The sequence below is a fragment of the Bosea sp. BIWAKO-01 genome, from assembly GCF_001748145.1.
In the GTDB taxonomy this organism is placed as follows: Bacteria; Pseudomonadota; Alphaproteobacteria; order Rhizobiales; family Beijerinckiaceae; genus Allobosea.
In genome coordinates this window covers 5944541-5965767 of the sequence record NZ_BCQA01000001.1, presented here as the reverse complement: position 1 = coordinate 5965767, position 21227 = coordinate 5944541, and the positions used below count along the sequence as shown (strand labels likewise).

The 21227-nt window shown below is 65.0% G+C and carries 23 protein-coding genes; 16 read left to right on the top strand and 7 right to left on the bottom strand.

Annotated elements, in window-relative coordinates:
- Positions 1–294 precede the first annotated feature (294 nt).
- On the top strand, positions 295–642 hold the full coding sequence (locus BIWAKO_RS27805) for a GNAT family N-acetyltransferase (RefSeq protein ID WP_084651912.1): 348 nt from the start codon (positions 295–297) through the stop codon (positions 640–642).
- A gap of 214 nt (positions 643–856) precedes the next feature.
- Here BIWAKO_RS27805 and BIWAKO_RS27800 read toward each other — a convergent pair whose 3' ends face one another.
- The gene (locus BIWAKO_RS27800; RefSeq protein ID WP_069881405.1) at positions 857–1702 is read right to left on the bottom strand and encodes an alpha/beta hydrolase; all 846 of its coding nucleotides are present in this window, start codon (positions 1700–1702) and stop codon (positions 857–859) included.
- A 302-nt stretch (positions 1703–2004) separates the two neighbouring features.
- Between BIWAKO_RS27800 and BIWAKO_RS27795 the strand changes: the two genes are divergently transcribed.
- The 3 genes from BIWAKO_RS27795 to BIWAKO_RS27785 all read left to right on the top strand — a co-directional run bounded on the left by BIWAKO_RS27795 (position 2005) and on the right by BIWAKO_RS27785 (position 3703).
- A complete protein-coding gene (locus BIWAKO_RS27795; RefSeq protein ID WP_141740260.1) occupies positions 2005–2325 on the top strand; it encodes a hypothetical protein in 321 nt (106 codons plus the stop codon).
- Positions 2326–2786: 461 nt separating this feature from the next.
- Entirely contained in the window at positions 2787–3329 is a 543-nt protein-coding gene (locus tag BIWAKO_RS27790) for a P-loop NTPase family protein (protein WP_069881403.1), read from the top strand.
- Positions 3326–3703, top strand: coding sequence for a nuclear transport factor 2 family protein (locus tag BIWAKO_RS27785; protein WP_069881402.1), 378 nt, complete (start codon positions 3326–3328; stop codon positions 3701–3703). The genes BIWAKO_RS27790 and BIWAKO_RS27785 overlap by 4 nt, the downstream gene beginning before the upstream one ends.
- A 152-nt stretch (positions 3704–3855) precedes the next feature.
- On the opposite strand, the gene BIWAKO_RS27780 is transcribed toward BIWAKO_RS27785, so the two are convergent.
- Both BIWAKO_RS27780 and BIWAKO_RS27775 read right to left on the bottom strand, forming a co-directional pair.
- Positions 3856–4548 (bottom strand): acid phosphatase, encoded by a 693-nt coding sequence (locus BIWAKO_RS27780; RefSeq protein WP_069881401.1) that lies wholly within the window; start codon positions 4546–4548, stop codon positions 3856–3858.
- Positions 4549–4734: 186 nt separating this feature from the next.
- Positions 4735–5079 carry a hypothetical protein gene (locus tag BIWAKO_RS27775; protein WP_069881400.1) on the bottom strand — a complete coding sequence of 115 codons (345 nt, stop codon included), beginning with the start codon at positions 5077–5079 and terminating at the stop codon, positions 4735–4737.
- Between the two features lie 873 nt (positions 5080–5952).
- On the opposite strand from BIWAKO_RS27775, the gene BIWAKO_RS27770 reads away from it, so the two are divergent.
- From BIWAKO_RS27770 to BIWAKO_RS27730, 9 genes are all read left to right on the top strand, one after another.
- Positions 5953–6672, top strand: coding sequence for an amino acid ABC transporter permease (locus BIWAKO_RS27770; protein WP_069881399.1), 720 nt, complete (start codon positions 5953–5955; stop codon positions 6670–6672).
- Positions 6669–7325, top strand: a complete 657-nt coding sequence (locus BIWAKO_RS27765; RefSeq protein WP_069881398.1) for an amino acid ABC transporter permease — start codon at positions 6669–6671, stop codon at positions 7323–7325. Before BIWAKO_RS27770 ends, BIWAKO_RS27765 begins: the two co-directional genes overlap by 4 nt.
- A complete protein-coding gene (locus BIWAKO_RS27760; protein WP_069881397.1) occupies positions 7322–8050 on the top strand; it encodes an amino acid ABC transporter ATP-binding protein in 729 nt (242 codons plus the stop codon). The genes BIWAKO_RS27765 and BIWAKO_RS27760 overlap by 4 nt, the downstream gene beginning before the upstream one ends.
- Positions 8051–8059: 9 nt before the next feature.
- Positions 8060–8656: a helix-turn-helix domain-containing protein gene (locus BIWAKO_RS27755; protein ID WP_069881396.1), complete on the top strand. Its 597-nt coding sequence runs from the start codon at positions 8060–8062 to the stop codon at positions 8654–8656.
- A gap of 121 nt (positions 8657–8777) precedes the next feature.
- Entirely contained in the window at positions 8778–9848 is a 1071-nt protein-coding gene (locus tag BIWAKO_RS27750) for an NAD/NADP octopine/nopaline dehydrogenase family protein (RefSeq protein WP_069881395.1), read from the top strand.
- A gap of 53 nt (positions 9849–9901) precedes the next feature.
- Positions 9902–10771, top strand: a complete 870-nt coding sequence (locus BIWAKO_RS27745; RefSeq protein WP_069881394.1) for an amino acid ABC transporter substrate-binding protein — start codon at positions 9902–9904, stop codon at positions 10769–10771.
- Between the two features lie 253 nt (positions 10772–11024).
- Positions 11025–12038 (top strand): hypothetical protein, encoded by a 1014-nt coding sequence (locus tag BIWAKO_RS27740; RefSeq protein WP_069881393.1) that lies wholly within the window; start codon positions 11025–11027, stop codon positions 12036–12038.
- 29 nt (positions 12039–12067) lie between these two features.
- Complete coding sequence (locus BIWAKO_RS27735; RefSeq protein ID WP_069881392.1) at positions 12068–13264, top strand: M23 family metallopeptidase; 1197 nt, start codon at positions 12068–12070, stop codon at positions 13262–13264.
- A gap of 183 nt (positions 13265–13447) precedes the next feature.
- A complete protein-coding gene (locus BIWAKO_RS27730) occupies positions 13448–14275 on the top strand; it encodes a universal stress protein (protein WP_069882859.1) in 828 nt (275 codons plus the stop codon).
- A gap of 119 nt (positions 14276–14394) precedes the next feature.
- Here BIWAKO_RS27730 and BIWAKO_RS27725 read toward each other — a convergent pair whose 3' ends face one another.
- Positions 14395–15561, bottom strand: a complete 1167-nt coding sequence (locus BIWAKO_RS27725) for an ATP-binding protein (RefSeq protein ID WP_069881391.1) — start codon at positions 15559–15561, stop codon at positions 14395–14397.
- A 497-nt stretch (positions 15562–16058) separates the two neighbouring features.
- Here BIWAKO_RS27725 and BIWAKO_RS37175 point away from each other — a divergent pair, with 497 nt between their 5' ends.
- Positions 16059–16184: a hypothetical protein gene (locus BIWAKO_RS37175; RefSeq protein WP_274533596.1), complete on the top strand. Its 126-nt coding sequence runs from the start codon at positions 16059–16061 to the stop codon at positions 16182–16184.
- A 279-nt stretch (positions 16185–16463) separates the two neighbouring features.
- Here the strand turns inward: BIWAKO_RS37175 and BIWAKO_RS27720 are convergent, their stop codons facing one another.
- Positions 16464–16646 carry a hypothetical protein gene (locus BIWAKO_RS27720; RefSeq protein ID WP_141740259.1) on the bottom strand — a complete coding sequence of 61 codons (183 nt, stop codon included), beginning with the start codon at positions 16644–16646 and terminating at the stop codon, positions 16464–16466.
- Positions 16647–16733: 87 nt separating this feature from the next.
- Positions 16734–17114, bottom strand: coding sequence for an ACT domain-containing protein (locus BIWAKO_RS27715; RefSeq protein ID WP_069881389.1), 381 nt, complete (start codon positions 17112–17114; stop codon positions 16734–16736).
- 332 nt (positions 17115–17446) lie between these two features.
- Between BIWAKO_RS27715 and BIWAKO_RS27710 the strand changes: the two genes are divergently transcribed.
- The gene (locus tag BIWAKO_RS27710; RefSeq protein ID WP_069881388.1) at positions 17447–17950 is read left to right on the top strand and encodes a YciE/YciF ferroxidase family protein; all 504 of its coding nucleotides are present in this window, start codon (positions 17447–17449) and stop codon (positions 17948–17950) included.
- 135 nt (positions 17951–18085) lie between these two features.
- Here the strand turns inward: BIWAKO_RS27710 and BIWAKO_RS27705 are convergent, their stop codons facing one another.
- Positions 18086–19108: a methyltransferase gene (locus BIWAKO_RS27705; protein ID WP_069881387.1), complete on the bottom strand. Its 1023-nt coding sequence runs from the start codon at positions 19106–19108 to the stop codon at positions 18086–18088.
- A gap of 352 nt (positions 19109–19460) precedes the next feature.
- On the opposite strand from BIWAKO_RS27705, the gene BIWAKO_RS27695 reads away from it, so the two are divergent.
- Complete coding sequence (locus tag BIWAKO_RS27695) at positions 19461–21089, top strand: peptide ABC transporter substrate-binding protein (RefSeq protein WP_069881385.1); 1629 nt, start codon at positions 19461–19463, stop codon at positions 21087–21089.
- The last annotated feature ends 138 nt before the right edge of the window (positions 21090–21227 follow it).

Here is a 21227-nt window from a genome sequence, read left to right as displayed (position 1 = left end):
AGCGTAGAATCAGACATTAATTCGCTGCGAATTCACGGGTCCGTAATTGAAGCCAGCTAATATACAGTTTGCCTAAAATTTAATCTGAATTGACGTCTTATTGACGCTTGCCGTTCCCTGCGACAGAAACGCGCCGAAGCACCGGGATGGTCGACGATCTCCATCAGGCGTCCTTCACTTTCACGGGCAGGCCGTCCGCCCGGCTTCCGTCCCGGCACAAACTGCGCGGCCGGCAGGGAACTCGTGCGGCGAGCAGGGTTCATCGCGAATGGTGTCCGTGCCGACGGAGAGAGCATGCCGAGCGAACCGATGAGCCAGGCCCCACCTTCGATCCGCGACGAGCCCGGGCATAATCGCCTGGTCATGGATGTTCCCGGCGGCCAGGCTTTCGCGACATACCGGCGTATCGACGGCTATCTCGTGGTCTCGCATACCGAGGTTCCACCGGCTCTGCGCGGTCGAGGCCTCGGCTCCGAACTGGCGCGCGGGGTGTTCGAGTTTGCCCGCGGCCGGGGCGAGAAGATCGTGCCGGTCTGCTCCTTCCTGGCGAACTGGGCAAGCCTCCATCCGGAATACCAGGACGTGCTCGCCGGCCGTGCGGAGCAGCGCGATGATCGATCACATCTCGGTGGGAACCAATGACGTCGCCCGGCCCGCGCCTTCTATGACGCGGTTCTGGCGGAGCTTGGACTGCGGCTGCTGAGCAGCAGCGAGCGTGCCGCCGATTATGGCGTGAGTTCGATCCTGTTCAGCATCGAGACACCGCATAACGGCCAGCGAGCAATGGCAACGGAAGCAGTATTGCCTTCTCCGCCGGCCAGCGTGCCATCGTCGATGCCTTAAGGGCGTCGTCGGATCAGCCGCGCGCGCTGATGAACCCGACGACGTCATCCAGGACCGGTGCGCGCCATCGCAGCGCCACGGACATCGCTGCAATGGTGTCGGCGTGTCCGAGCCCGGGATAGATTTTCAACGCAACGGTTTTCGCCCCCGCCTTGGTGAGCGCGTCGGCAAGTTGCTTGCTGTTGCGCGGCGGAACCGTGGTGTCATCGGAACCAGTTGCCAGGAAGATCGGGGGCGCATCGCGACGGGCAAAGCTGATCGGCTGGGTTTGGGCAGGGTCCCGGGCATTCCCGAACGCGGCCCTGGTGACATCGATAACGAGGGGCAGGAAATCATAGGGCCCGGAGAGCCCGACGGCCGAGCGGATAGCGCTTGGGCTAAGTCCGGCGGCCGCGAGATATCTCCTGTCGAGAGCGAGCATCATGGCATTATAGGCACCGGCCGAGTGCCCGACGAGTTCGATCCGTTGCGGCGCACCGCCGTAACGGGTGATCGTGTCGTGCACGACGCGGAGCGCCCGCGCGCCGTCCTCGATGAAGGCGGGGAAGCGGACTTCGGGAACGAGGCGATAATCAGCGATGACGGTGACGAAGCCGCGCGCCGAGAACGCGTCCCCGACGAAGGCGTAGGTCTCTTTCTCGCCAGTGGCCCAGGACCCGCCGTGGATGAAGAAGATCACGGGTCTGGCCGTGCCGCCGCCCTGGGGGACATAGATATCCATCCGCTGTCTGGGATGGCGACCATAGGGGATATCGCGCGCGTCTTCCGTCAGAGCGCCCGGGCGGAGCGCGGCGCAGCCCGGAAGTGCCGCAGCCGTGAGAAGGGGGACGAGCGCACGGCGGGAGAACTCGGTCGTCATGGTCGCTACCCCTCACGCCCCGTCGGCGAGAAAACCGCCTTCTAAGTCATTGGTTCCAGTCATATTTGTTCTTTCACGGAAAGCGCTTTGCGCTGCGCCGCATCGCGCCTGACCGGGTGCGGTCCGCTCCGAACGAGTCCGGCCCGCCCATGGCAGAAGAAGCGCGACCTTTGATGGAACCGGTGAGGGGTCACGACGTTTCGTCGACGTACGGCCTCTCGCTCTCCCGTGGGCCGTGCGGCCTAGGGCTCCGCCGAGATTGCCATCCGGCGGAGCCACTCCTTGCAAGCATGGGGCGCGCGATGGTTCCTTCCCCCAGTGAAGCTGCCGAGATCTGGTCGAGCGAGGTCCTTATCCCGATTGCGGGGCGACACTTCCTGTCTCGGCTCGAGGCGATGGAGCGCTGGCTGGGCGAGTGGAACATCCCCTATCAGGTCGTTCCGCCGGTGCCGCATGATGCAGCCCTCGTGCTGCGTTTCCCCAGGGATCGGTTCGCCCGCGCCTTTGCCGCCATGCAGCGCGGAATGCGGCGCGAGGAAGACGCTAGGGCAAGCCGGAGTGGACGGTGTTCGCGGATTTCAAGCTGGACGACATCGATGTCGACGGTGTGCGGCTGCGCGTGAGACGGTCACTCCCTGGCAGATTGCTCCAGCGCCTCCTCGTCGCTGAGACTGCGCCGCCCATGCGAGAACGCGACAATGCTGTCCTTTGGGATGCTAAGCCGGCGAAGAAACGCGGTGACCGCCCGATAATCCGCGAATTCGCAGCCGACCCAGGCGAACATCCCGGCCGTGCCAGCGCCCCTAAGAGCGCGATCATAGGGGGCGTCAGGCGAGGTGCTTGAGCAACGCCGCCACGTCGAGCTGGTCCATGGGTGGCCGGGCAGCATGCGGACGCGGCTTCCGGCTATGATCGCGGCGTTCGTCGGCAACCCGGGCGCCAGCTCGACACCTTCCTGAGGGATCCGGAAGCCGGATATGCCCTGGGCGTCGCTTGCAGGACAAATCGCACAGGCTTACGGACGCTAGCCGCCCGATCCGGCTGGTGCGTGAGCGGGTCGAAACGAGGGAAATGGCCTGCGCCGATGCGACGGATCGTGATCCTGGGGAATGCCGGCAGCGGCAAGTCGACGCTCGCGCGGGCACTGGGCGAGCGTCTCGCCTTGCCGGTCGTGCATCTCGATCGCCTGTTCTGGGAAGCGGGCTGGACGAAGGCCGAGCCCCGGCTCTTTCGGGAGCGGGTGCGGGACGCGCTCTCCGGCGATGCCTGGATCTGCGAAGGCAATTACTCCAGCCAGACCTTCGAACTGAGGCTGCCGCGCGCCGATATCGTCATCTGGCTCGACACCCCGCGGACGACCTGCCTGGCCCGCGTCCTGTGGCGCAGCATCCTGAACCGGCCGCGGCCCGATCTCCCCGATGGCTGCACCGAAAAGCTGGATGCGGAATTCCTGGGCTTCCTCAGATATGTCTGGGCCTTCGATAGGGACAAGCGACCGCAGATCGAGCGCGAGCGGATCGCGACGGCCGCCCATGTCCCTGTGGTCTATCTCCGCGACGTCGGCCAGAGCTCGGCATTTGTGAACGCGGCATCGGTCGGGCAGGGCGGCGCGGGGAGGGCACGGTGAAACAGGATCTCGAGCTGATCAGGGGGCTGGAGGAAGAGCTGTTCAAGCCATCGGTTCGAGCGTCACCTGAAGCGCTTGATCGGCTTCTGGCGGATGGCTTCGTCGAATTCGGTCGATCGGGCGGCGTGTACGAGAAGGCCGCGGTGATCCGAAGTCTGGTCGGGGACAGCTCCGAGCAGCGGGACGTGCCGGCCGCCCGGGATTTCGTTCTCCGATCGCTGGCCGATGACGTGGTTCTGCTGACCTATCTGAGCTTTCGCGTCGCGAATGGCAGGGAAGAGCGGCACACGCTGCGAAGCTCGATCTGGCGGTTCATCGACGGCCGCTGGCAAATGGTCTTTCACCAGGGAACGCCTGCTGGCCCGCAGACCTGACGGGGGCTTCGCGCCGGGGGTTGAGCAGCTTGATGGGGCGCTACCGGCGCTCCTCTTGGACAGCGCGATGACGGCTTCGTCTGCTGGCCGATCGACTGGCACGGGTTCGGAAGGGGAGAGACCCGCCGCCGAACCCGCCTCTCGCTGATCGCTCAGAGGCCGAGCACCTTGCGCAGTTCCGCCTTGGCCGCAGTGAACTCCGTCTGGAAGTCCTGCTGCTCCATGATGCGCGCAGCGATAACCGAGCCTGCGATGCGGCCGGCGTCGATATCGGAGCGATAATGGATGCCGCCGATCACGCGGTTCCAGCCATAGACCCAGGCCCTGTCCATGATCTCGGCGCGCTTTTCCGGAACCATGTTCGACAGCACGATGCCCATCAAGGTCCCCACGGTGGTGTGGCCTGAAGGATAGGCGCCGGAGTTCGAAACCTTCACGACAGGCTTGACCAACGGGCTCGCCTGATGCGGCCGCGGCCGCTTCCAGCTGTCCTTGGCCGGATCGACCACCGCGCCCTCGGTCGCGACGATGCGATCGAAGAAGGCCGAAAAGACGGGCAGGGCTTCGGTCTTGAAGGCCGGTCCCATCACGTCGGCGAAACGCCAGACATCCTCGACGACATCGGCCTGGGCCCGCGCTTCCATCTCAGGAGTGCGCGTAACCTGAATGGTCAGGACCTCACCGATCTCGGCCTTCGTCTGGACCGAGTCCGGCGCCGGAGGCGGCTTCAGGACGGCTGTGAGGTCGATCGTCTTGCCGGTCGCGAAGGGTTTCGCATCCTCGGCATGAACGGGAGAGAAGGCCAGCGTGGCGGCTATCAGAAGAGCGAACGCGATATGGCGCATGGTTGTGGTCCCTGTTGGCCAGGGATCGACGCACCCCAAATATGACAGTGTGATGTAAGCCAAGCTCGCGCCGCGAGGCCCTCTCGCCTTCCGTCGGCGCCCCCCGAATGGCGACGTCTCGAACGATCCGAGCCAGGGGAATTCCGCTGGCCGAGGGACGCATTTGTCTCCAGCGTCCCAAGCGTCTCAATCGTAGGATTCCACCTCGTCCGCTTCGTCATCGTAAAGCAGCTTCATCAGCATGACGTAGCGATCGAGCGAGGCCATGCTGAGATCGCGCAGGCATCTCTCCCGAAGCTTGAGGGCTTCGGCGCGAACGCTTCGCTGCAGTTCAGGCGCGTGGATGCTGAACGCCTCGCTCCAGTCGAGAAGGTGATGCAGGTCCTTGTCCCAGACGGGGCAAGTCCGCGATTGAAATGTCCTGTGCTGCGGGGCGTCCGCCGCGATCGCAGAGGTCGCCGCGATCAAGGCGGCGCATGCAGACGAGAGCAAGGGCAAGAACAGAGGCCCCTGGAACGACCGGCCTGACATCACACTCTCTCCCACTCGAGGATGAAGCCAGGATCGCAGGCGCGCCCAGCCGCTCTGTGTCACCCGAGAAATCCGGGCCCGTATGTGATCTTCATCACATACGGGCCAGGACAGTTCGACAATGGTGACTGGAGGCGACTTCAAACGGGGGGCAAGACGGGGATAAAAAGAATAAATCTTCATAGATTGCATATTAGATAGTATATATTTTGCGATAAATACAAATTATTGTAATTATATTCTTATAATGATGATGTCGTATCTATCTATAAAAGTAATGAGAGAGCGTATTTAATCGTCGAATATCGATCGTTCATTTCCGGTTTTGATTTGATCATGCCCCGATCGTTCCGGGGCCATCCAGAAGGCGCGCGCAGGTTGCCACCCGCAGCCTCGCGCGCCAGCCCTCATCGTGCCCCGGTCCGGATGCAGAGGCTGCGGTTTCTGCCAGTGCTAACTCGTCCTTGTCGGCGATGGTGCCGCGCCAGTCCCGCGCTTGCTGGGATCGCCAACGGACCGGGCCATGCGGCGCATCCTGAGGCGTTCGATGCCGATGATCGCGAACGAGGCTTTTCCAGCACAGGGCTCCTCTGCCGTAAAGTGAGGGGCGAGGCATAAGCTGCCGGCCCCGGGAAGGGGACACCAGGCGCCCGAAGGACATGATCTCCGTGCCCCACGGATTTTGCATGGCAGCCGGCCGATCACTGCCCTGGCCAGTTGCGCCCCGCATGCCTCAATATCCTGCGCCGGCTGTTGACAATCCCCGGTGGCCGATCTCATCATTCCGATATAGCGGAATCTTGGGAGGGATTCGATGGGGACTCGGTGGATGGCAGCGGTCCCTGGATCACGGCTTGGCCGTGCACCCGCGGCATGAATTACCGCTGGAACTGGTCCATCCTCCTGCAGGAGCCCTATTGGGAGTGGCTGTGGAGCGGCGTGCAATGGACACTGGCCATCAGCCTGGCCAGCTGGGTCCTGGCGCTGACGATCGGTCTTGGCGTCGGGATCGCGCGCAGCCTGCCGGCCCGTGGCGCTCGCCTGGTCGCCGGCATCTATATCGACGTCTTCCGCAATATCCCGCCGCTGGTCCAGCTCTTCCTCTGGTTCTTCGTTCTGCCCGAGATCGTGCCCGAATCCATCGGGCTCTGGCTGAAGCGTGATCTGCCTAACCCTGAATTCGTCACAGCGGTCGTCGCGATCGGCCTGTTCGCCGGATCGCGCGTTGCCGAGCAGGTCCGGGCCGGGATCGAGGCAGTCGGAAACCCGCTGCTGCCGGCTGCGCTGGCGACGGGGCTGCGTCCGGTCCAGGCCTTCCGGCTGGTCGTGCTGCCGCTCGGTCTTCGCGCCATCGTCGGGCCGCTGACCTCCGAATTCCTGATCACGATCAAGCTGTCATCGCTGAGCCTGACGATCGGTGTCCTCGAGCTGACGGCGCAGAGCCGCCATGTCGAGAACTATACCTTCCAGGGGCTCGAAGCCTTCACCTTCGCCACTGTCGGCTATCTCGTCATCGGTCTGTGCGTGACGGCGCTGATGCGCTTCATCGACGACCGCATCGGCGGCTCGGCCCTGCGGAAGGCCGCGACATGAACGATTTCGACTGGGGCGTCATCGCCCGCTCCTGGAGCTTCCTCGCCGAGGGCATGGCGCTCAGTGCCCTGCTCGTGCTCGTCGCCACCGTGGGCGGGCTGGTGCTCGGCTTCGGCCTCGCCCTGATGCGGCTCTCCAGCCATCGCTTCATCGCGGCGCCGGCTGCGGCCTATGTCACCGTCATACGCTCCCTGCCGCTCGTGCTGGTGCTGTTCTGGTTCTATTTCCTGATCCCGCTGGCGATCGGCCGGCCGATCGGCTCGCTGATGTCGGCGCTGATCGCCTTCGTGCTGTTCGAGGCCGCCTTCTACTGCGAGATCATCCGCGCGGGCATCGCCAATGTCCGCAAGGGGCAGGCCGAGGCCGGCCTCGCCACCGGTCTGCGCCGCAGCCAGGTGATGCGCCATATCGTCATGCCGCAGGCGCTGCGCGCGATGATGCCGCTGGTCCTGAACCAGATCGTCATCGTCTTCCAGGACACGTCCCTGGTCTATGTCGTGGCGCTGCACGATTTCCTGACGACAGCCAGCATCGTCGCCTCGCGCGATGGCAGGCCGACCGAAATGTATACGCTGGTCGCCGTCGTCTACCTCATCATCTGCCTGTCGGCGACGAAGGCGGTCGAGTTCTACAGGAAGGGCCGCACGACATGATCGCCGTCGAGGACGTCCACAAATCCTATGGCAAGCTGCAGATCCTGCGCGGCTGCTCGGCAACGGTGCGTCAGGGCGAGGTCGTGGTGATCTGCGGTCCATCGGGCTCGGGCAAGAGCACCCTGATCAAATGCGTCAACGGTCTCGTGCCGTTCGAGCGCGGCACGATCACCATCAACGGCGTCTCGGTTTCGGATCCTAAGACCGACCTGCCGGCCCTGCGCTCGCGTATCGGCATGGTCTTCCAGAGCTTCGAGCTCTATCCGCACATGACCGCGCTGGAGAATGTCAGCCTGGCGCAGATCCATGTCCTGAAGCGCTCCCGGGCCGAAGCCGACGAGCGCTCGGAGAAGATCCTGATGCGGGTCGGGCTCGGCAACAAGCTGACGAGCCGGCCGAGCCAGCTCTCCGGAGGCCAGCAGCAGCGCGTCGGCATCGCACGTGCGCTCGCCATGGACCCGGCCGCCATGCTGTTCGATGAGCCGACCTCGGCGCTCGATCCCGAAATGATCAACGAGGTGCTGGAGGTGATGCAGGAACTGGCGCTCGAAGGCATGACCATGATGGTCGTGACGCATGAGATGGGTTTCGCCCAGCGCGTCGCCGACCGGGTGCTGTTCATGGATGGCGGCGAGATTCTCGAAGACACGCCCAAGGCGCAGTTCTTCACCGCCCCGGCGACCGAGCGCGCCAAACAGTTCCTGACCAAGGTCCTGACCCATTAGGCCGCCTTCATGACAGAGCTGAGCGCCCCCCAGATCGGACCGATCCTCCAGCGCCAGCGCAAGGCGCGGGGGTTGACGCTGCAGCAGCTCGCAGCCGTGTCCGGCGTCTCGAAATCGATGCTGTCGCAGATCGAGCGGGGCGAGGCCAATCCGACCTTCGCGGTGCTCTGGAGCCTGACGCGCGGGCTGCAGATCGAGATTTCCGCGCTCCTGCAAGGCAGCGAATCCTCTCCAGGCGGCAGCGCGATCGAGATCGTTCCGCCGGAGCATACGCCGGAGATCCGCAGTGCCGACGGCTCCTGCCAGCTGCGCATCCTCAGCCCGCCGAGCCTGGCTGGCACGGTCGAATGGTATGATGTCGAGATCGCCGGCCATGGCCGGCTCGACAGCGCCGCGCATGCGCCCGGCGCGGTCGAGCATTTCACGGTCCTGTCGGGCCAGTTCGTCATCGCGAGCGGGGCCTCACGCTATCCGGTCAAGGCCGGCGAGACGGCGCGCTATCCCGTGGATGTGCCCCACTCGATCTGCAACGAGCTCGATCAGCCGGCCCGCGGCCTGATGGTTCTGCTCTACCAGAAGGTCCGGCAGGAGCGAGGTTCTACTTGAGCGTGTTCCGTTATAGTGGATTCAACCGGGCCGCCGTAAGGCCTGCATTTTGGCAGGCGCCGGCTTTCGCGCCGGCTTGCCGCCGCCCCTTATCGTCCCCCGATCCAAAGGCCCAGATCCCATGCGCGTGAGTATCCTTGGTGCAGGCGCCGCCGCCTATGGCGCGGCTGCCCAGCTTTCGATCAACGGGCATGATCCCATGCTCTGGTCGCCCTCCGGCCGGGGCACGGTCGAGCTGGCGGCGGGGGCGCCCTTGCGGGCCCGCGGCGCGATCGAGACGAGCATCCACCCCCGCATCGCCCAGAGCGCGAAGGAGGCCGTCACCGAGTCCGACGTGGTGATGCTGGCCATGCCGGGCAATGCTCACAAGATGGCGCTGGAGGCGACCGCCGAACATCTGCGGGAGGGGCAACCGGTCATCATCAGCTCGCACGCCTCCTTCGGGGCGCTTTATCTCTCGCGTCTCCTGGCCGCGCGCGGCATCCGCGCGCCGATCATCGCCTGGGGCACGACGCTGACGACGGGGCGCAAGGCCTCGCCGACCGAGGCCGCCGTCAATTCGCTGCGCTCGAAGATCGACATCGCCACCGTGCCCGAATCCGGGCTCGACGAGGGCCACGCGCTCTGCACCGCCCTGTTCGGCGATCGTTTCGTCAAGCGCGACGGGCTGCTGGCTATCGCGCTCAGCAATCTCAACCCGCAGAACCATCTCGCGATCGCCCTGTTCAATCTCACCCGGATGGAGCGCGGCGAGCGCTGGGGCCAGGCCGAGAACGTCACGCCGGCGGTCGGGCGCGTCATGGAACTGCTCGACGCGGAGCGCCTGGCGATCGCCGAGGCTTTCGAGGTGTCGGTGCGGACGATCAAGGAGCACTACGCCTTTTCCTACCAGCTGCCGGTCGCAAGCATCGCCGAGATGAATGCGGAGCTGCATCAGCGCGGCAATGGCGGCTTCGGCCCGGCGACCTTGACCAGTCGCTATGTGCTCGAGGATGCGCCTTTCGGGCTGCTGCCGACGGTCCTGCTCGGGCGGCTCGCCGGGCGGCCGGCGACGCTGCACGAGGCTGGCCTGACCATGCTGTCTGCCGCCTATGGCCGGGATTTCGTCGGGGATAACGACCTGCTGCCCGCGCTCGGCTTCGAGCAGATGAGCCGCGAGCAGCTGCGGGAGCGGGCCCGCACTGGTTTCTAGAACTCCCGCGCACCGGCCGGTGCGCGGGCAATCGCTACAAAGGGGAGAAGAACATGAAACGGAACCTTGTTGCCGCGCTGGGCGGGCTCTTTGCCTTCGGCCTGGCTGCCACGGCCCAGGCCCAGGAGGTCGACGCGATCGTCAAGAAATTGCGCGACACCAACACCATCACCATGGGGATTCGCGAAACGCTCTATCCCTATGGCTTCCTCGACAATGACAAGAAGCCGTCCGGCTACTCCGTCGAGTTCTGCCAGCGCATCATCGAGGACATCAAGGCGGAGCTGAAGCTGCCCGACCTCAAGGTCAAATATGTGCCGGTCAGCATCCAGAACCGCCAGGCGCTGGTCGCCAATGGCACGGTCGATCTCGAATGCGGCGGCACTGTCAACACCTTCGGCCGCAACAAGCAGGTCGATTTCTCCTCGGTCTCCTATGTCTCGTCGAGCCAGCTGCTCGTCCTGAAGAATTCCGGCATCACCAAATACGAGGACCTGAACGGCAAGATCGTCGCAGTCGCCACCGGCGGCAGCAGCGAGCCTGACCTGAAGAAGCTCATCGCCGAAAAGGGCCTGAACATCCGCATCCAGAATGTCGACGACCACGCCGCGGCGTTGATCTCCGTCGAGACACGGCGTGCCGACGCCTATTTCAGCGATAACGGCGCCTTCTACAGCCTGATCCGGCAGTCGAAGAACCCTGACGCCCTGACCATCGTCGGCACCGAATACGGTTATGCGCCGCAGGGCTTCATGGTGCCCAAGCTCAACCCGACGATTCTCTGGATCGTCAATCACGCCATGGCGAAGATGTTCAAATCAGGCGAGGCCGAAACCCTGTTCAACAAGTGGTTCGGCCCCTTCGGCGCCCAGGTCTCACCGAAGCTCAAGGCCGCCTGGGCGACGCAATCCTACGCGGAGTAAGCAGCCTCAGGCGTTCCGTCCGGCTTCTCAGGAAGCCGGACGGAACGCATCTGCACGGCAGAGAGCCGCCTCTTGAAAACCGGGGCGGCCACGATCCGGGAAACCCAAGGCAGATCAGTCACCTCGCGGATGATCGTGCCGCTCGCAGCGCAATTTAAACCAACACCGCCTGCCACGCTGGTGTCGCGCCCGGCGGTCCACTAGCATCCGCCGGGATCACTCCGCGAGGGCGGGGCAATCCCTGGGGGCGGCCGTGAACCATTTTGGCGTGGAGATCGGCCAGCAGCCCCTCGAACGATCCTGGTTCAACCTTGCGTTGAAGCTGAAACTCACCGCGCTCGCCCTGGGCTGCCCGACCAACAAGGAACTCTGCGCGCGCTTTGCGGCGGTCAATCCGGCCACCTTGTTCGTCACCCAGAACGCCTACAAATGGCTCTCGGGCAAGGCGATGCCGCGCACCTCCAGCGTCTATGAGGATTGGGCAAGCGTGCTCGGCGGTTCGCTGACGGCGCCCTTCCTGGCCTCGTCCTCGTTCGAGGAGTTCCAGCAGGCGATCTGCGCCCGCTTCAGCGTGCCGGAAACCGTGCTCGCGACGCTCAGGAGCGAGGCCGGTCTGCCGCCGCTGCCTGCGGCGGGCCCGGTCTCCCCATCCCCAGCCCGGGCGGGAGCGCGACAGCCCGGCGAACATTGGCTGGCCGGAACCTATCTCGCGATTTCGCCGGCCTGGTCGCGCGTCGAGGCGGGCCGGCTGATTATCGGCGCGATGCGGATCTACGCCGATCCGGTGCAGCAATTGCAGATCAGCTACAGCGAAAACCTGTTCAACCGCCCGGTCGCGATGGAGGGACAGCTGCTCAGCGACGGACGCACGGCGCAGAGCGCCCTGACATGTTCCTATACGCACCGCCTGTTCTTCCTCGCGCTGAACGTGGCCACTCCGCCCGCCAATCTGATCGGCGGCATTCTCAGCGGCGCGGCAGTCCATGATCCCAATGCCCGCGCCGTCGCCTGCCGCATCCTGTTCCTGCGGGCGCATGGCCGCAGCATCGAGGATCTGGCCGCGCGCATGGGCTATCTCGATGCGGACGCGGACGGAATCGAGCACGAGCTGGCCGGCCTGGGCTACCGCGCCGATGCCGCCAGGCGGGGCCTCGCGGCAAGTATCGTCGCCTCGCTCGGCATGCATTCGACCTCCGCGCTTTGCGAAGCCGCCCCCAGGGATTTCACCGATATCGAGCTGACACTCGATCGGTTGGCGCCCGCCTGAGCCCTCGATATCCGCAACAGGACGCTGCGATGGACCCATTGACCAGAATGATGCGTCTTGCGGCGATTGCTGCCGTCCCGCTGTTCTTGCCCGCCGCGGCCTTCGCGCAATCCTCGGCCACCCCGCACCAGGGCGTGACGTTGACGGGGCTCATCGGCAAGGTCCTGTTCACGCCGCAGCCCGTGCTCGGCTCCGATGGTCGCCAGCATATCGTCTATGAGCTGCAGCTCTCGAATGTGACAGGCGAGCGCGTCGTGATGAAGCGGTTCACGCTCTATGGCGACGACGACAAGGAGCCGCTGGCGACGCTCGACGAGGCCGAGATCGCGCGGCGTTTCTCCCCCGCCGGGCGGCGCGGCAATGAGTCGGCGGAGCTGGGCGGCTATCAATACGGGGTCGCGTTTCTCCACATCGCGCTGCCGCAAGGACGTGCGGCGCCGCAACGGCTGACGCATAAGGTCGATGTCTGGTTCGATCAGTTCAAGGCGGATGCCGCGATCCAGCTGGGCCCGACCGCAGTCACGACAGCGGCGCCCCCGGTTCTAGGCCCGCCGCTTCGGGGCGAAAACTATATCGCGGGCGACGGCTGCTGCGATTCCACCCGGCATGTCCGGGCCCTTTTGCCGCTGAACGGCGCCTTTCGTCTTGCCCAGCGCTTCGCCATCGATTGGGAGAAGCTTGGCGGGGATGGCCGATTGTTCGCGGGCGATCGCAAACAGGTCGCGAGCTATCACATCTATGGCCAGCCCATCCTGGCGGTGAGCGACGGCACCATCGTCGACATGCGCGCCGATCTTGCCGATCAGGTCCCCGGAGCGCTTCCTGACGGGCTGCCGATCGGCGAGGCTGACGGCAATTTCGCGGTGCTGGATATCGGCGGTGGCGCCTTCGTGCTCTACGCCCATATGCAGCCCGGCAGCGTCCGCGTCAGGACCGGCGACAGGGTGCGCCGCGGCGATGTCATCGGCGCGGTCGGCAATACCGGCAACAGTTCGGAGCCGCATCTGCATCTGCACGTCATGGACGGGCCCTCGCCACTTCTCGCCAATGGCCTGCCCTATGTCTTCGAGGCCGCCACGGTGAAGGCGGTCGATCTGGCGGGCACAGCCGATTTCGACCGGGCGGCGGAAACCGGCTCGCCCGTCAGCCTGACGCCGCTCGTGCCGCCTCTGGCGATCAAGCTGGCGCTGCCGCTTGATCTCACTGTTGTCGACTGGGCCAACTGAACGGCCGCGGCGAAGGGGATCGCGGGCCCCGGTCCGACGCCTGGTAGTCCCTTGCGGCTGTCACGCCACCCGGCGCGTCGAAGGCGACAAACCTGCGCCGGCTGGGGCCACCGGATGATCGCGGCAGGCCGCCATGCTATCCAAGGCGCCGAAGAGATCATCGCGATTCCGGGAGTTGTTCACATGGCCGAGACGAGCAAGGCGCCTCCCGTTGAAGTCCTGATCGCCAGTGATTTCTCGGCCAGGGCCGATCGCCCGCTCGAACGCGCCCTGCGCCTTGCGGAGGCATGGCGGGCGAGGCTCGCCATCGCCCATGTCCTTGAGGACGCGGTTCCGAACCTGGCGGAAACGACCGCCCGGCTGCGCGCCGAGCTGCCGCCGGCGGCGGCGCAGGCAGAGTTGGTCGTCCGGGTGGGCTCGGCTCCGAGCGTGCTGGCGGATCTGGCGGTGGAGCGCCGCAGCGGCGTCATCATCACTGGCGTCGCGCGCTTCAACAGCCTCGGCGACTATGTCACCGGGACGGCGGTCGACCATATCGTGCGCCATGCCACCGTGCCGGTGCTGGTCGTCCGCAAGCGGGCGGAACGCCCCTATGACCGCATCCTCGTCGCCACGGATTTCTCCGAATCCTCGCGCGCGGCCTTGCTGACCGCCGCCGCGCTCTTTCCGGAGGCGCGCCTCCTGCTGCTGCACGTCAGCCCGCAGGCGGCGGCCGGCCGCTACAAGGTCGAGGGCGCGGCGGACCATCTGCACGCCGAGGCCGCCGAGGGCATGACGGAGTTCCTCGCGGCGGCAGAGCTTCCGCAGGCCGTGCGGGAGCGCATCGAGCCTGTCCTGGACGATGGGGCCGTGGTCAACGTGATCAAGCGGCAGGTGCAGGAGACCGGCGTCAGTCTCGTCGTCGTCGGCGCGCATCGCAGCCGGGGGCTGGTGCAGGATGCGATCGGCAGCCATGCCGAAGGCGTGCTCCGGGGCGTCGATGCGGATGTGCTGCTGGTCCGGGAGGCCTGAACCGCGCGAGCCTGCCGCACCCAAGCCGCAGCTCACCGCGTCTGGGCCCGGGTTCCGGTTGGGGCCGGAGGAGATGCGGGCTCCTCAAGTCCGCGTCTTCCCTAAGCCCGTGTCTTGCCTCACGCCCGCGTCTTGGCCATCGCGGCGAGCGCCTTTGCGTCCCTGAGCAGGCGGATGACGGGGAGGGCGGTGTCGTCCCGTGTCGGCAGGCCGAGCGCCTCGGCGATGGTGTCGCGCCACTCCTCTGCCTCGCTCGGGTCGCTGACGACCCAGACCGTGCGGCGCGTCCTGAAGCGCTCGATGCCGACGATCGCGAGCTGGTTGAAGACGATTTTGCGCAACGCGCGCTGGTCGGCAGGACGCTTGATGGTGGCCTCGGCTGCGGTCTCGGTCTTCGGCTCTGGCAGAGGCGGCTCGACCAAGAGCGCATCGACATCATCGACGATGAGAAGGTCGACATTGCGCCAGGGCCAGAGAATGCGGCCATCCTGTTCCTCGAGCGGAGGGTGGTGCGTGTCGGCATCCTCTTTGCGCTCCATCGCGGCTTCGAACAGCTTCACCAGGGTGGTGTAGCGTGCGATTCCGAGCCGGAAGGCGTATTCGGTGCCGATGCCGCAGGCGAGGCAGGTCTTGCCCGAGCCGACCGTGCCGGTGAGCAGCACATGCGGAAAACGCGGCGCATTTGCGCCCTTCCTCGGCGGCTCCGAGAGGGCGATCAGCGCGTCGCGGTAGCCGGGATCGGGCTTTTCGATGGTCGAGCAGAGATTGGTCAGGCGGAACAGGAAGGGCAGGCCGACCTGCTGGAAGGTCATCTTGCGCCTCACCCACCAGAGCACCAGCAGCGTGGCCGGGACGAGCATGACCAAGAGCGCCACGATGGCCTGGACACCGCCGAGCCCCGAAGCGCCGGCGACCGCCGCCCCCGCGCCGATGAAGAACAGCGCGGTCGCGACATTCCACCAGAGCTCCGTCCGATTGAAGGGGAAGAGCGGGCCCTGGCGCCCCTTCTCGCGGACGATGTCGAGCACCTCCTTGACGATCCAGAGCAGCATATTGAGCAGGGCCGCGATGATCGCAGTCTTCCAGGCCGGGAGATCGGTGAAGAGGGCGGCGAGTATCCAGCTGAACAGGAAGGTGATTTGGAAGCCGAGGCCGAAATGCCCGAACTGATCGGCGGTCCAAACATAGCTGACGGTCGGAGTCTGCTGCACATCCTTGCCGAACCAGTCATATCGCAATTGCGATACGATCTCCTTGAGTGAGGGTGGCGTAAGCTTCTTGTCCATGGGGCCGCATCTCGCTCAGTGAACGCAGAAACGTCGAATTCGCTGGAATGTCAGGGAAAGGCAGGCGGGGGATAAGCTTGCGCCGATGCTAACAGCTTCATGGAAGCCGGCAAGCGCGCCGTTACGTCAGGGTGAGAACCGGCAGGGAACGCTGTCCGCGCGGCCGCGCGTTGCTGCACCCGTGCCGCTGGAAGCCCGGCATGGGCGCGACACTCGCCTATCGGCTTTCGGGGATTCCGTTTCGCGGACAGCCACTCAGCACTTGACGAATGCGCCTTCGCTGGCATGGCCTGGCCCGGTAGCGCGGCCGCCGGTGAAGGCCCATTGATGCCGACTTCAAGCATCGGCCGGAATCCTGGGAAGCCACCTCGATAGCGCTTGCCGAGAGAGCACGATGCCGCTCGGCGCTATTATCGGGAAGCAACACGGAACCCGAGCGTACCGTTCGAGGTTAGTACAAAAGTTGCACTCCTCATCGATGTCGGGCGAAACCTGTCATGCGCTCGCGCTTTCTCGACATCCTGATCTGGCTCAGCGTACTGGCGCTTGTGGCCGGCTTCGGGGTCAGGATGTTGCGAAGCGTGCCCAGCGTCCAGGACGCGCCACGCATCTATCGGAACTGAGCCCTGCCCAGCCCCGCCATGGCCGAGGGCAGGCCAGGCTCTCAGCCCGGCTTCTTCGGATCAGGCTGGCCCCCATGACTGATCGTGCCCCCATGTCTGATCGTGGCGGCGCTGTCATGCTCATCGGCCTCGAACGGAGCATGCGGCCCGGTCTGATGCTGTGACAAGGGGCTCGGGCCCGGCCGTCGCTGTTCCGGCGCGCCCGATTGTCCTGGTCGCTGCGCCGTCCGATAAGGCACCGGCGCGTCGGTGTGCTTCACGGCTGTCATCGTCATCACCTCAGGTTTCGCAGATGCCGGGAGGAGGGCGCTCGGCTGCCTTCTCGGGGCTCTGCCCCGTGGGGGCGCGATCGCGCATCCGCTCGCCGCGAGCGTCCTGGCTCTTGCCCTGCCCGCCCTGTCCGTGGGGGAGGATGGGGGCGGCATCCGTCGTGGGGATCTTCCGTCCGTAACCGTCTCGCATGGTGGCCTCCGTGTTGTCAGGCCCGGCTCCCGCAGGAAACGCCGGGCCCTGAGCGAGGTTCCACGACAATGGCGGTCCGGTCATCATTCAGATGAGCGAATGGCCGGCACCTCCCAGAAGCGCGCGCGCCCTGTCCCTGTCGGCCTGTTTCACCATCAGATGATCGCCGTCGAATGTCGAGACGACAAAGATGCCGACGCCATTGGCCGAGAGCGGCTCTATGACCGACAGGACGATGCCGGTCTGGCCGAATGCGAACGGTCCGATGAATTTGAACGCGATCCAGTCTTCGTCGGTCTGCACCCCATCCGGAATGCGCTCGCGCAAGCAGACGATCGACAGTTCGTCATCTGTCCGGCTGATGCTCACGAAACCCAAGCCGTCTGCCCAGGCGGGAAACGCGCTTGCGTGGTGCAGGCGCGCAATCGCGTAGCTGCCGCCGAGTTCCTTCAGCGAAATTGCTGTCATCGTTCATCTCCAGGGCAATAAAAAACCTGCCGGGCGAGTGCTGGCAGGTCACGGGTCGTTCGAGACTGACGGGGGATTGGTCACAATCGTCGTCGCCGGACAGCCGCGCTACGCCGCGCCAGGGCAGCGCGTCGACGTCGTGCGCGGAGCGTCAGGATCGAGCCGGTCATGGGCCAAAGCTGCCGCTGGCGGCATCATCTGTCAATTCAGCCCATTGGCCTCGTCCCGCCGAAGTCCGCCATGCCGTGGAACAGGCTGGGGAGCGATACGTTGGTGCGGAAGAAAGCGCGCCAGAGCCGATCGGCGTCGGCGGGGGTATCCAGGAGGATGGAATGGGACTTTTTTCCAAGGACATCAAGACGATGGATGATCTCTTTGTCCACACGCTTCAGGATATCTATTACGCGGAAAAGCAGATCCACAAGTCGCTGCCGAAGATGATCGAGAAGGCCACGGACACCCAGCTTAAACAGGGGCTCACCGCCCATCGCGGCGAAACCGAAGGGCATATCAAGCGGCTCGAACAGGTCTTCAAGCAACATGGCGCGGAGGCCAAGGGGGTGGATTGTCCGGCGATCGACGGCATCCTTGAAGAAGCCGACGAGGTCATGGGCGAGGTCGCCGACAAGCAGGTGGTCGATGCCGCGATCATCGCCTGCGCCCAGGCGGTGGAGCATTACGAGATCACGCGCTACGGCACATTGACGGCCTGGGCGAAGCAGCTTGGCCGGAACGATTGCGCCACCCTGCTGCAGCAGAATCTCGACGAGGAATTCGCGGCCGACAAGAAGCTGACCAAACTCGCCGAATCCGGGATCAACCGGAAGGCGGCCTAAGCCGCCGCCCCGCGCCCTGCGCAGCCTTTTGCTCCGAGGGGCTGTGCCAGTCGCCCCGCCGCTCCTGGCCCCGCCGTTTCCATGGGATGCGGCGGGGTTCTTCGTCTGGCGAACGCGACCTGTCCTCCGGGGCAGCTATTTATAAGCGATCGCGGCGCTCGACGGGCCGGCCAGCGCCATGGTCTCGAACCTCCGGAAGCCGACCTCGCGGCACCAACCCTCGAAGTCTGCAGCGGAATAATCGAAGGCATCGCCGAACTCGATCAGCATGTTGAGGGACATCATCAGGCCGAAGGCATTCTCGCGCCTGGCATTGTCGATGAGCGACTCGATCACCACGAAGGCGCCGCCCGGCGGCAGGGCGTCATAGGCTTTGCGGATCAGCGCCTTCTTCTTCTCCAGGTTCCAGTCATGCAGGATCATCCCCATGGTGATGACATCCGCCCTGGGCAGTGGATCCGCGAAGAAGTCGCCGCCGACCGCCGCGACCCAGTCGCTCAGGCCCGCCTGCTCGATCCGGCGCAGGGCGATCGGCACGACCTTTGGCAGATCGAAGCTGGTGCAGCGCATATGCGGATGCGCGGCGGCGACCATGCAGGAGAGCTGCCCGGTCGCGCCGCCGACATCGCAGAGGCTGCTGAATCTTGAGAAATCGAAAGCTTCCGCAAACAGTTTGAAATTGCCGGCCGAGATGCCCGACATCGCATTCATGAACTGCTCGAGCCGCGCCGGGTCGGCATAGAGCGTGGCGAAGACCGATTCTCCGGAATGCCTGGTCTCGTTCTGCGGCTTGCCGGTTTTCAGGGCCTCGGTGAGGTCCCCCCAGAAGCGGTAGAGGCGCGCATTCGCCATTTCCAGGATGCCGCCGATATAGGCGGGGCTGTTCCGGTCCAGGAAGAAGGCGCTGTCGGGGGTATTCGCATAGCGCGCCCCGGGGCCGTCACCGTCGCGGTCGAGAAATCGGAGCGCGACCAGCGCATCGGGAAAATCCGGGATGGCGCGCGGACTGAGCTGCAAGGCCGCAGCGATCTCCTCAGCCGTCATCGGCAGCCTGGCGAGCGTCGTGAAAAGCCCCAGCTCGACGGCCGAAAGCAGCGTCTTCGAGGCAAAGAACCCCATCCCGACCTGCATGATATGCGACGGATCAAGCCCGGACATGATGGCCCTCGTGCTCGTCGGTATCGCCTCGGGGAGCCATGGCTCCCGGCGACACCGATCCTAGCACAAGTGGCCGCCAGCCCGCGCTCCCGGCCCGCTCGGCCCGGGATGTGCGGCTGCCAGATGTATATCATTTCCGCATAGAGATGTTCCGTAAAAGAATTTTTCCGTATTTCCTCGCGGTTCTATCCTCTGGCTTCTCCGTCCTGCGGCCCCGGTCCTGGACGGCTCCGGGCGGCGCTCCGCTCCAAGATCAGAAGAGCCAGGGCCAGCACCTGAGGCTGGCGGCTAGGTACCTTTGCGACGACGGCGCGGCGTTCCAGCGGAGCGTTGCCGATTCTGGGAGTGGAACATGAAACAGAGCAGGTTTTTGGTTGGCGCTGCGTTGCAGGCTGCTGCGATGGTGGGTGCCCTTGCAGCGGGTACGACCGCCGGTCAGGCCCAGACGTCGCAGCCGGGTTGGGTCTCGGTTTCGGCCTGCACGCCGGCAGGCCCGCTGATTCCGACCAACACGAACGAGACCTGCGGCTCCGATATCCTGCAGCCGATCCTCGCCGGGCTGGTGGCGAACGACGCCAAGACCGGTGCGATCATCGACGATATCGCCCTGTCGATCACGACCACCGACAACACGACCTGGACGATCAAGCTCCGGCCCGGGCGCAAGTTCCATGATGGCACCGAGGTTCTGGCCAGGAACTTCGTCGATGCCTGGAACTGGGCTGCCTACGGGCCGAACGGTCAGTCGAACAACGACTGGTTCTCGATCATCACAGGCTATGGCGATCTCAATCCGAAGGCGGCCAAGGGTGAGAAGCCCCCGGTTCCCGCGACCAAGGCGATGAGCGGGCTCAAGGTCATCAACGACCATGAATTCCAGGTCGAGCTGAAGCTTCCCGTGCCGGTCTTCAAGTCTCAGCTGAGCTACAAGGCCTTCTACCCAATGCCGGACAGCTTCTTCGCCGATCCTGCGGCGTTCGGCAGGAAACCGATCGGTGCCGGGCCGTTCCAGCTCGTCTCCGGCACGCCCGATACCGGCTACAAGCTCGCGGCCTTCCCCGGCTATGGCGGGCCGGCCAAGCCGTCGATCAAGGGCGTCGATCTCAGGATCTATACGAGCCGGGAGGCGGCCTATAACGATCTCGTCGCCGGCAATCTCGACCTGTTGCGCGACATTCCGGCCTCAAAACTCGTCGCCGATCTCTGGAAGCGCGATCTGCGCGGCCGCGCCGTGATCCAGCCCCGCGCCAACATCCAGGCGCTCGGCATGCCCTATACCGATGCCAACCAGCAAATGCTGAAGCCGGCGATCCGGCAGGCGCTGTCGATGGCGATCGACCGCAAGTCGATCGTCGATATTCTCTTCAACGGCATCGGTCAGCCCGCGACCGGCTGGGTGCCGCCCGGCGTCGAGGGCTACCAGGCTGGCGCCTGCGGCGAGTATTGCAGCTTCAACCCCGAAAAGGCCAAGGACCTGCTGGCCAAGGCGGGCGGCTACAAGGGCGATATCAAGCTCTATTACGCCGGCGACAGCGAGGTGAAATCCGCAATGGATGCGGTCTGCAACAGCATCCAGAACGTGCTTGGCCTCACCTGCGTCACCTCGGCCTTGTCAGACAACGCCACGTTCCGCTCCTATACCCGCTCCGGCAAGGTCGACGGCCCGTTCCCATCGAACTGGACCATGGACTACCCGTCGATCGATAATGCACTCGTGCCGCTCTACTCCAAGGAGGGCACCTCCAACCGCGGCGCCTATGAGAGCGCGGCCTTCGACGCCCTGCTGGACAAGGCTGCGAAGGAAGATTCAGCCACCGCGATCAAGACCTATCAGGAGGCCGAGCGGCTGCTGACGGCCGACATGCCGCGCGTGCCGCTGTGGAACCCCGCCATGACCGTCGGGCATTCCCCGAAGGTGCGCCAGGTCACGCTCTATACGAACGGCCGCATCGACTACTCCGCGCTGGCGCTGAAGGAATGATGCGGGGCACCCGTCACGGCTGGGAAACGCGAGCAACGTCATGACAGGCTATATCCTGCGCCGGCTCCTGCAGTTCATTCCGGTGTTCCTGGGCACGACCTTCATCGTGTTCTTCCTGGCCTGGGGCATGCCGGGATC

Excerpts from the sequence above, each read along its gene's own strand:
- BIWAKO_RS27805 (WP_084651912.1), top strand. The coding sequence starts at position 295 with ATGCCGAGCGAACCGATGAGCCAGGCCCCACCTTCGATCCGCGACGAG.
- BIWAKO_RS27800 (WP_069881405.1), bottom strand. The coding sequence starts at position 1,702 with ATGACGACCGAGTTCTCCCGCCGTGCGCTCGTCCCCCTTCTCACGGCT.
- BIWAKO_RS27795 (WP_141740260.1), top strand. The coding sequence starts at position 2,005 with ATGGTTCCTTCCCCCAGTGAAGCTGCCGAGATCTGGTCGAGCGAGGTC.
- BIWAKO_RS27790 (WP_069881403.1), top strand. The coding sequence starts at position 2,787 with ATGCGACGGATCGTGATCCTGGGGAATGCCGGCAGCGGCAAGTCGACG.
- BIWAKO_RS27780 (WP_069881401.1), bottom strand. The coding sequence starts at position 4,548 with ATGCGCCATATCGCGTTCGCTCTTCTGATAGCCGCCACGCTGGCCTTC.
- BIWAKO_RS27775 (WP_069881400.1), bottom strand. The coding sequence starts at position 5,079 with ATGTCAGGCCGGTCGTTCCAGGGGCCTCTGTTCTTGCCCTTGCTCTCG.
- BIWAKO_RS27770 (WP_069881399.1), top strand. The coding sequence starts at position 5,953 with ATGAATTACCGCTGGAACTGGTCCATCCTCCTGCAGGAGCCCTATTGG.
- BIWAKO_RS27765 (WP_069881398.1), top strand. The coding sequence starts at position 6,669 with ATGAACGATTTCGACTGGGGCGTCATCGCCCGCTCCTGGAGCTTCCTC.
- BIWAKO_RS27760 (WP_069881397.1), top strand. The coding sequence starts at position 7,322 with ATGATCGCCGTCGAGGACGTCCACAAATCCTATGGCAAGCTGCAGATC.
- BIWAKO_RS27755 (WP_069881396.1), top strand. The coding sequence starts at position 8,060 with ATGACAGAGCTGAGCGCCCCCCAGATCGGACCGATCCTCCAGCGCCAG.
- BIWAKO_RS27750 (WP_069881395.1), top strand. The coding sequence starts at position 8,778 with ATGCGCGTGAGTATCCTTGGTGCAGGCGCCGCCGCCTATGGCGCGGCT.
- BIWAKO_RS27745 (WP_069881394.1), top strand. The coding sequence starts at position 9,902 with ATGAAACGGAACCTTGTTGCCGCGCTGGGCGGGCTCTTTGCCTTCGGC.
- BIWAKO_RS27735 (WP_069881392.1), top strand. The coding sequence starts at position 12,068 with ATGGACCCATTGACCAGAATGATGCGTCTTGCGGCGATTGCTGCCGTC.
- BIWAKO_RS27730 (WP_069882859.1), top strand. The coding sequence starts at position 13,448 with ATGGCCGAGACGAGCAAGGCGCCTCCCGTTGAAGTCCTGATCGCCAGT.
- BIWAKO_RS27725 (WP_069881391.1), bottom strand. The coding sequence starts at position 15,561 with ATGGACAAGAAGCTTACGCCACCCTCACTCAAGGAGATCGTATCGCAA.
- BIWAKO_RS37175 (WP_274533596.1), top strand. The coding sequence starts at position 16,059 with ATGCGCTCGCGCTTTCTCGACATCCTGATCTGGCTCAGCGTACTGGCG.
- BIWAKO_RS27720 (WP_141740259.1), bottom strand. The coding sequence starts at position 16,646 with ATGCGAGACGGTTACGGACGGAAGATCCCCACGACGGATGCCGCCCCC.
- BIWAKO_RS27715 (WP_069881389.1), bottom strand. The coding sequence starts at position 17,114 with ATGACAGCAATTTCGCTGAAGGAACTCGGCGGCAGCTACGCGATTGCG.
- BIWAKO_RS27710 (WP_069881388.1), top strand. The coding sequence starts at position 17,447 with ATGGGACTTTTTTCCAAGGACATCAAGACGATGGATGATCTCTTTGTC.
- BIWAKO_RS27705 (WP_069881387.1), bottom strand. The coding sequence starts at position 19,108 with ATGTCCGGGCTTGATCCGTCGCATATCATGCAGGTCGGGATGGGGTTC.
- BIWAKO_RS27695 (WP_069881385.1), top strand. The coding sequence starts at position 19,461 with ATGAAACAGAGCAGGTTTTTGGTTGGCGCTGCGTTGCAGGCTGCTGCG.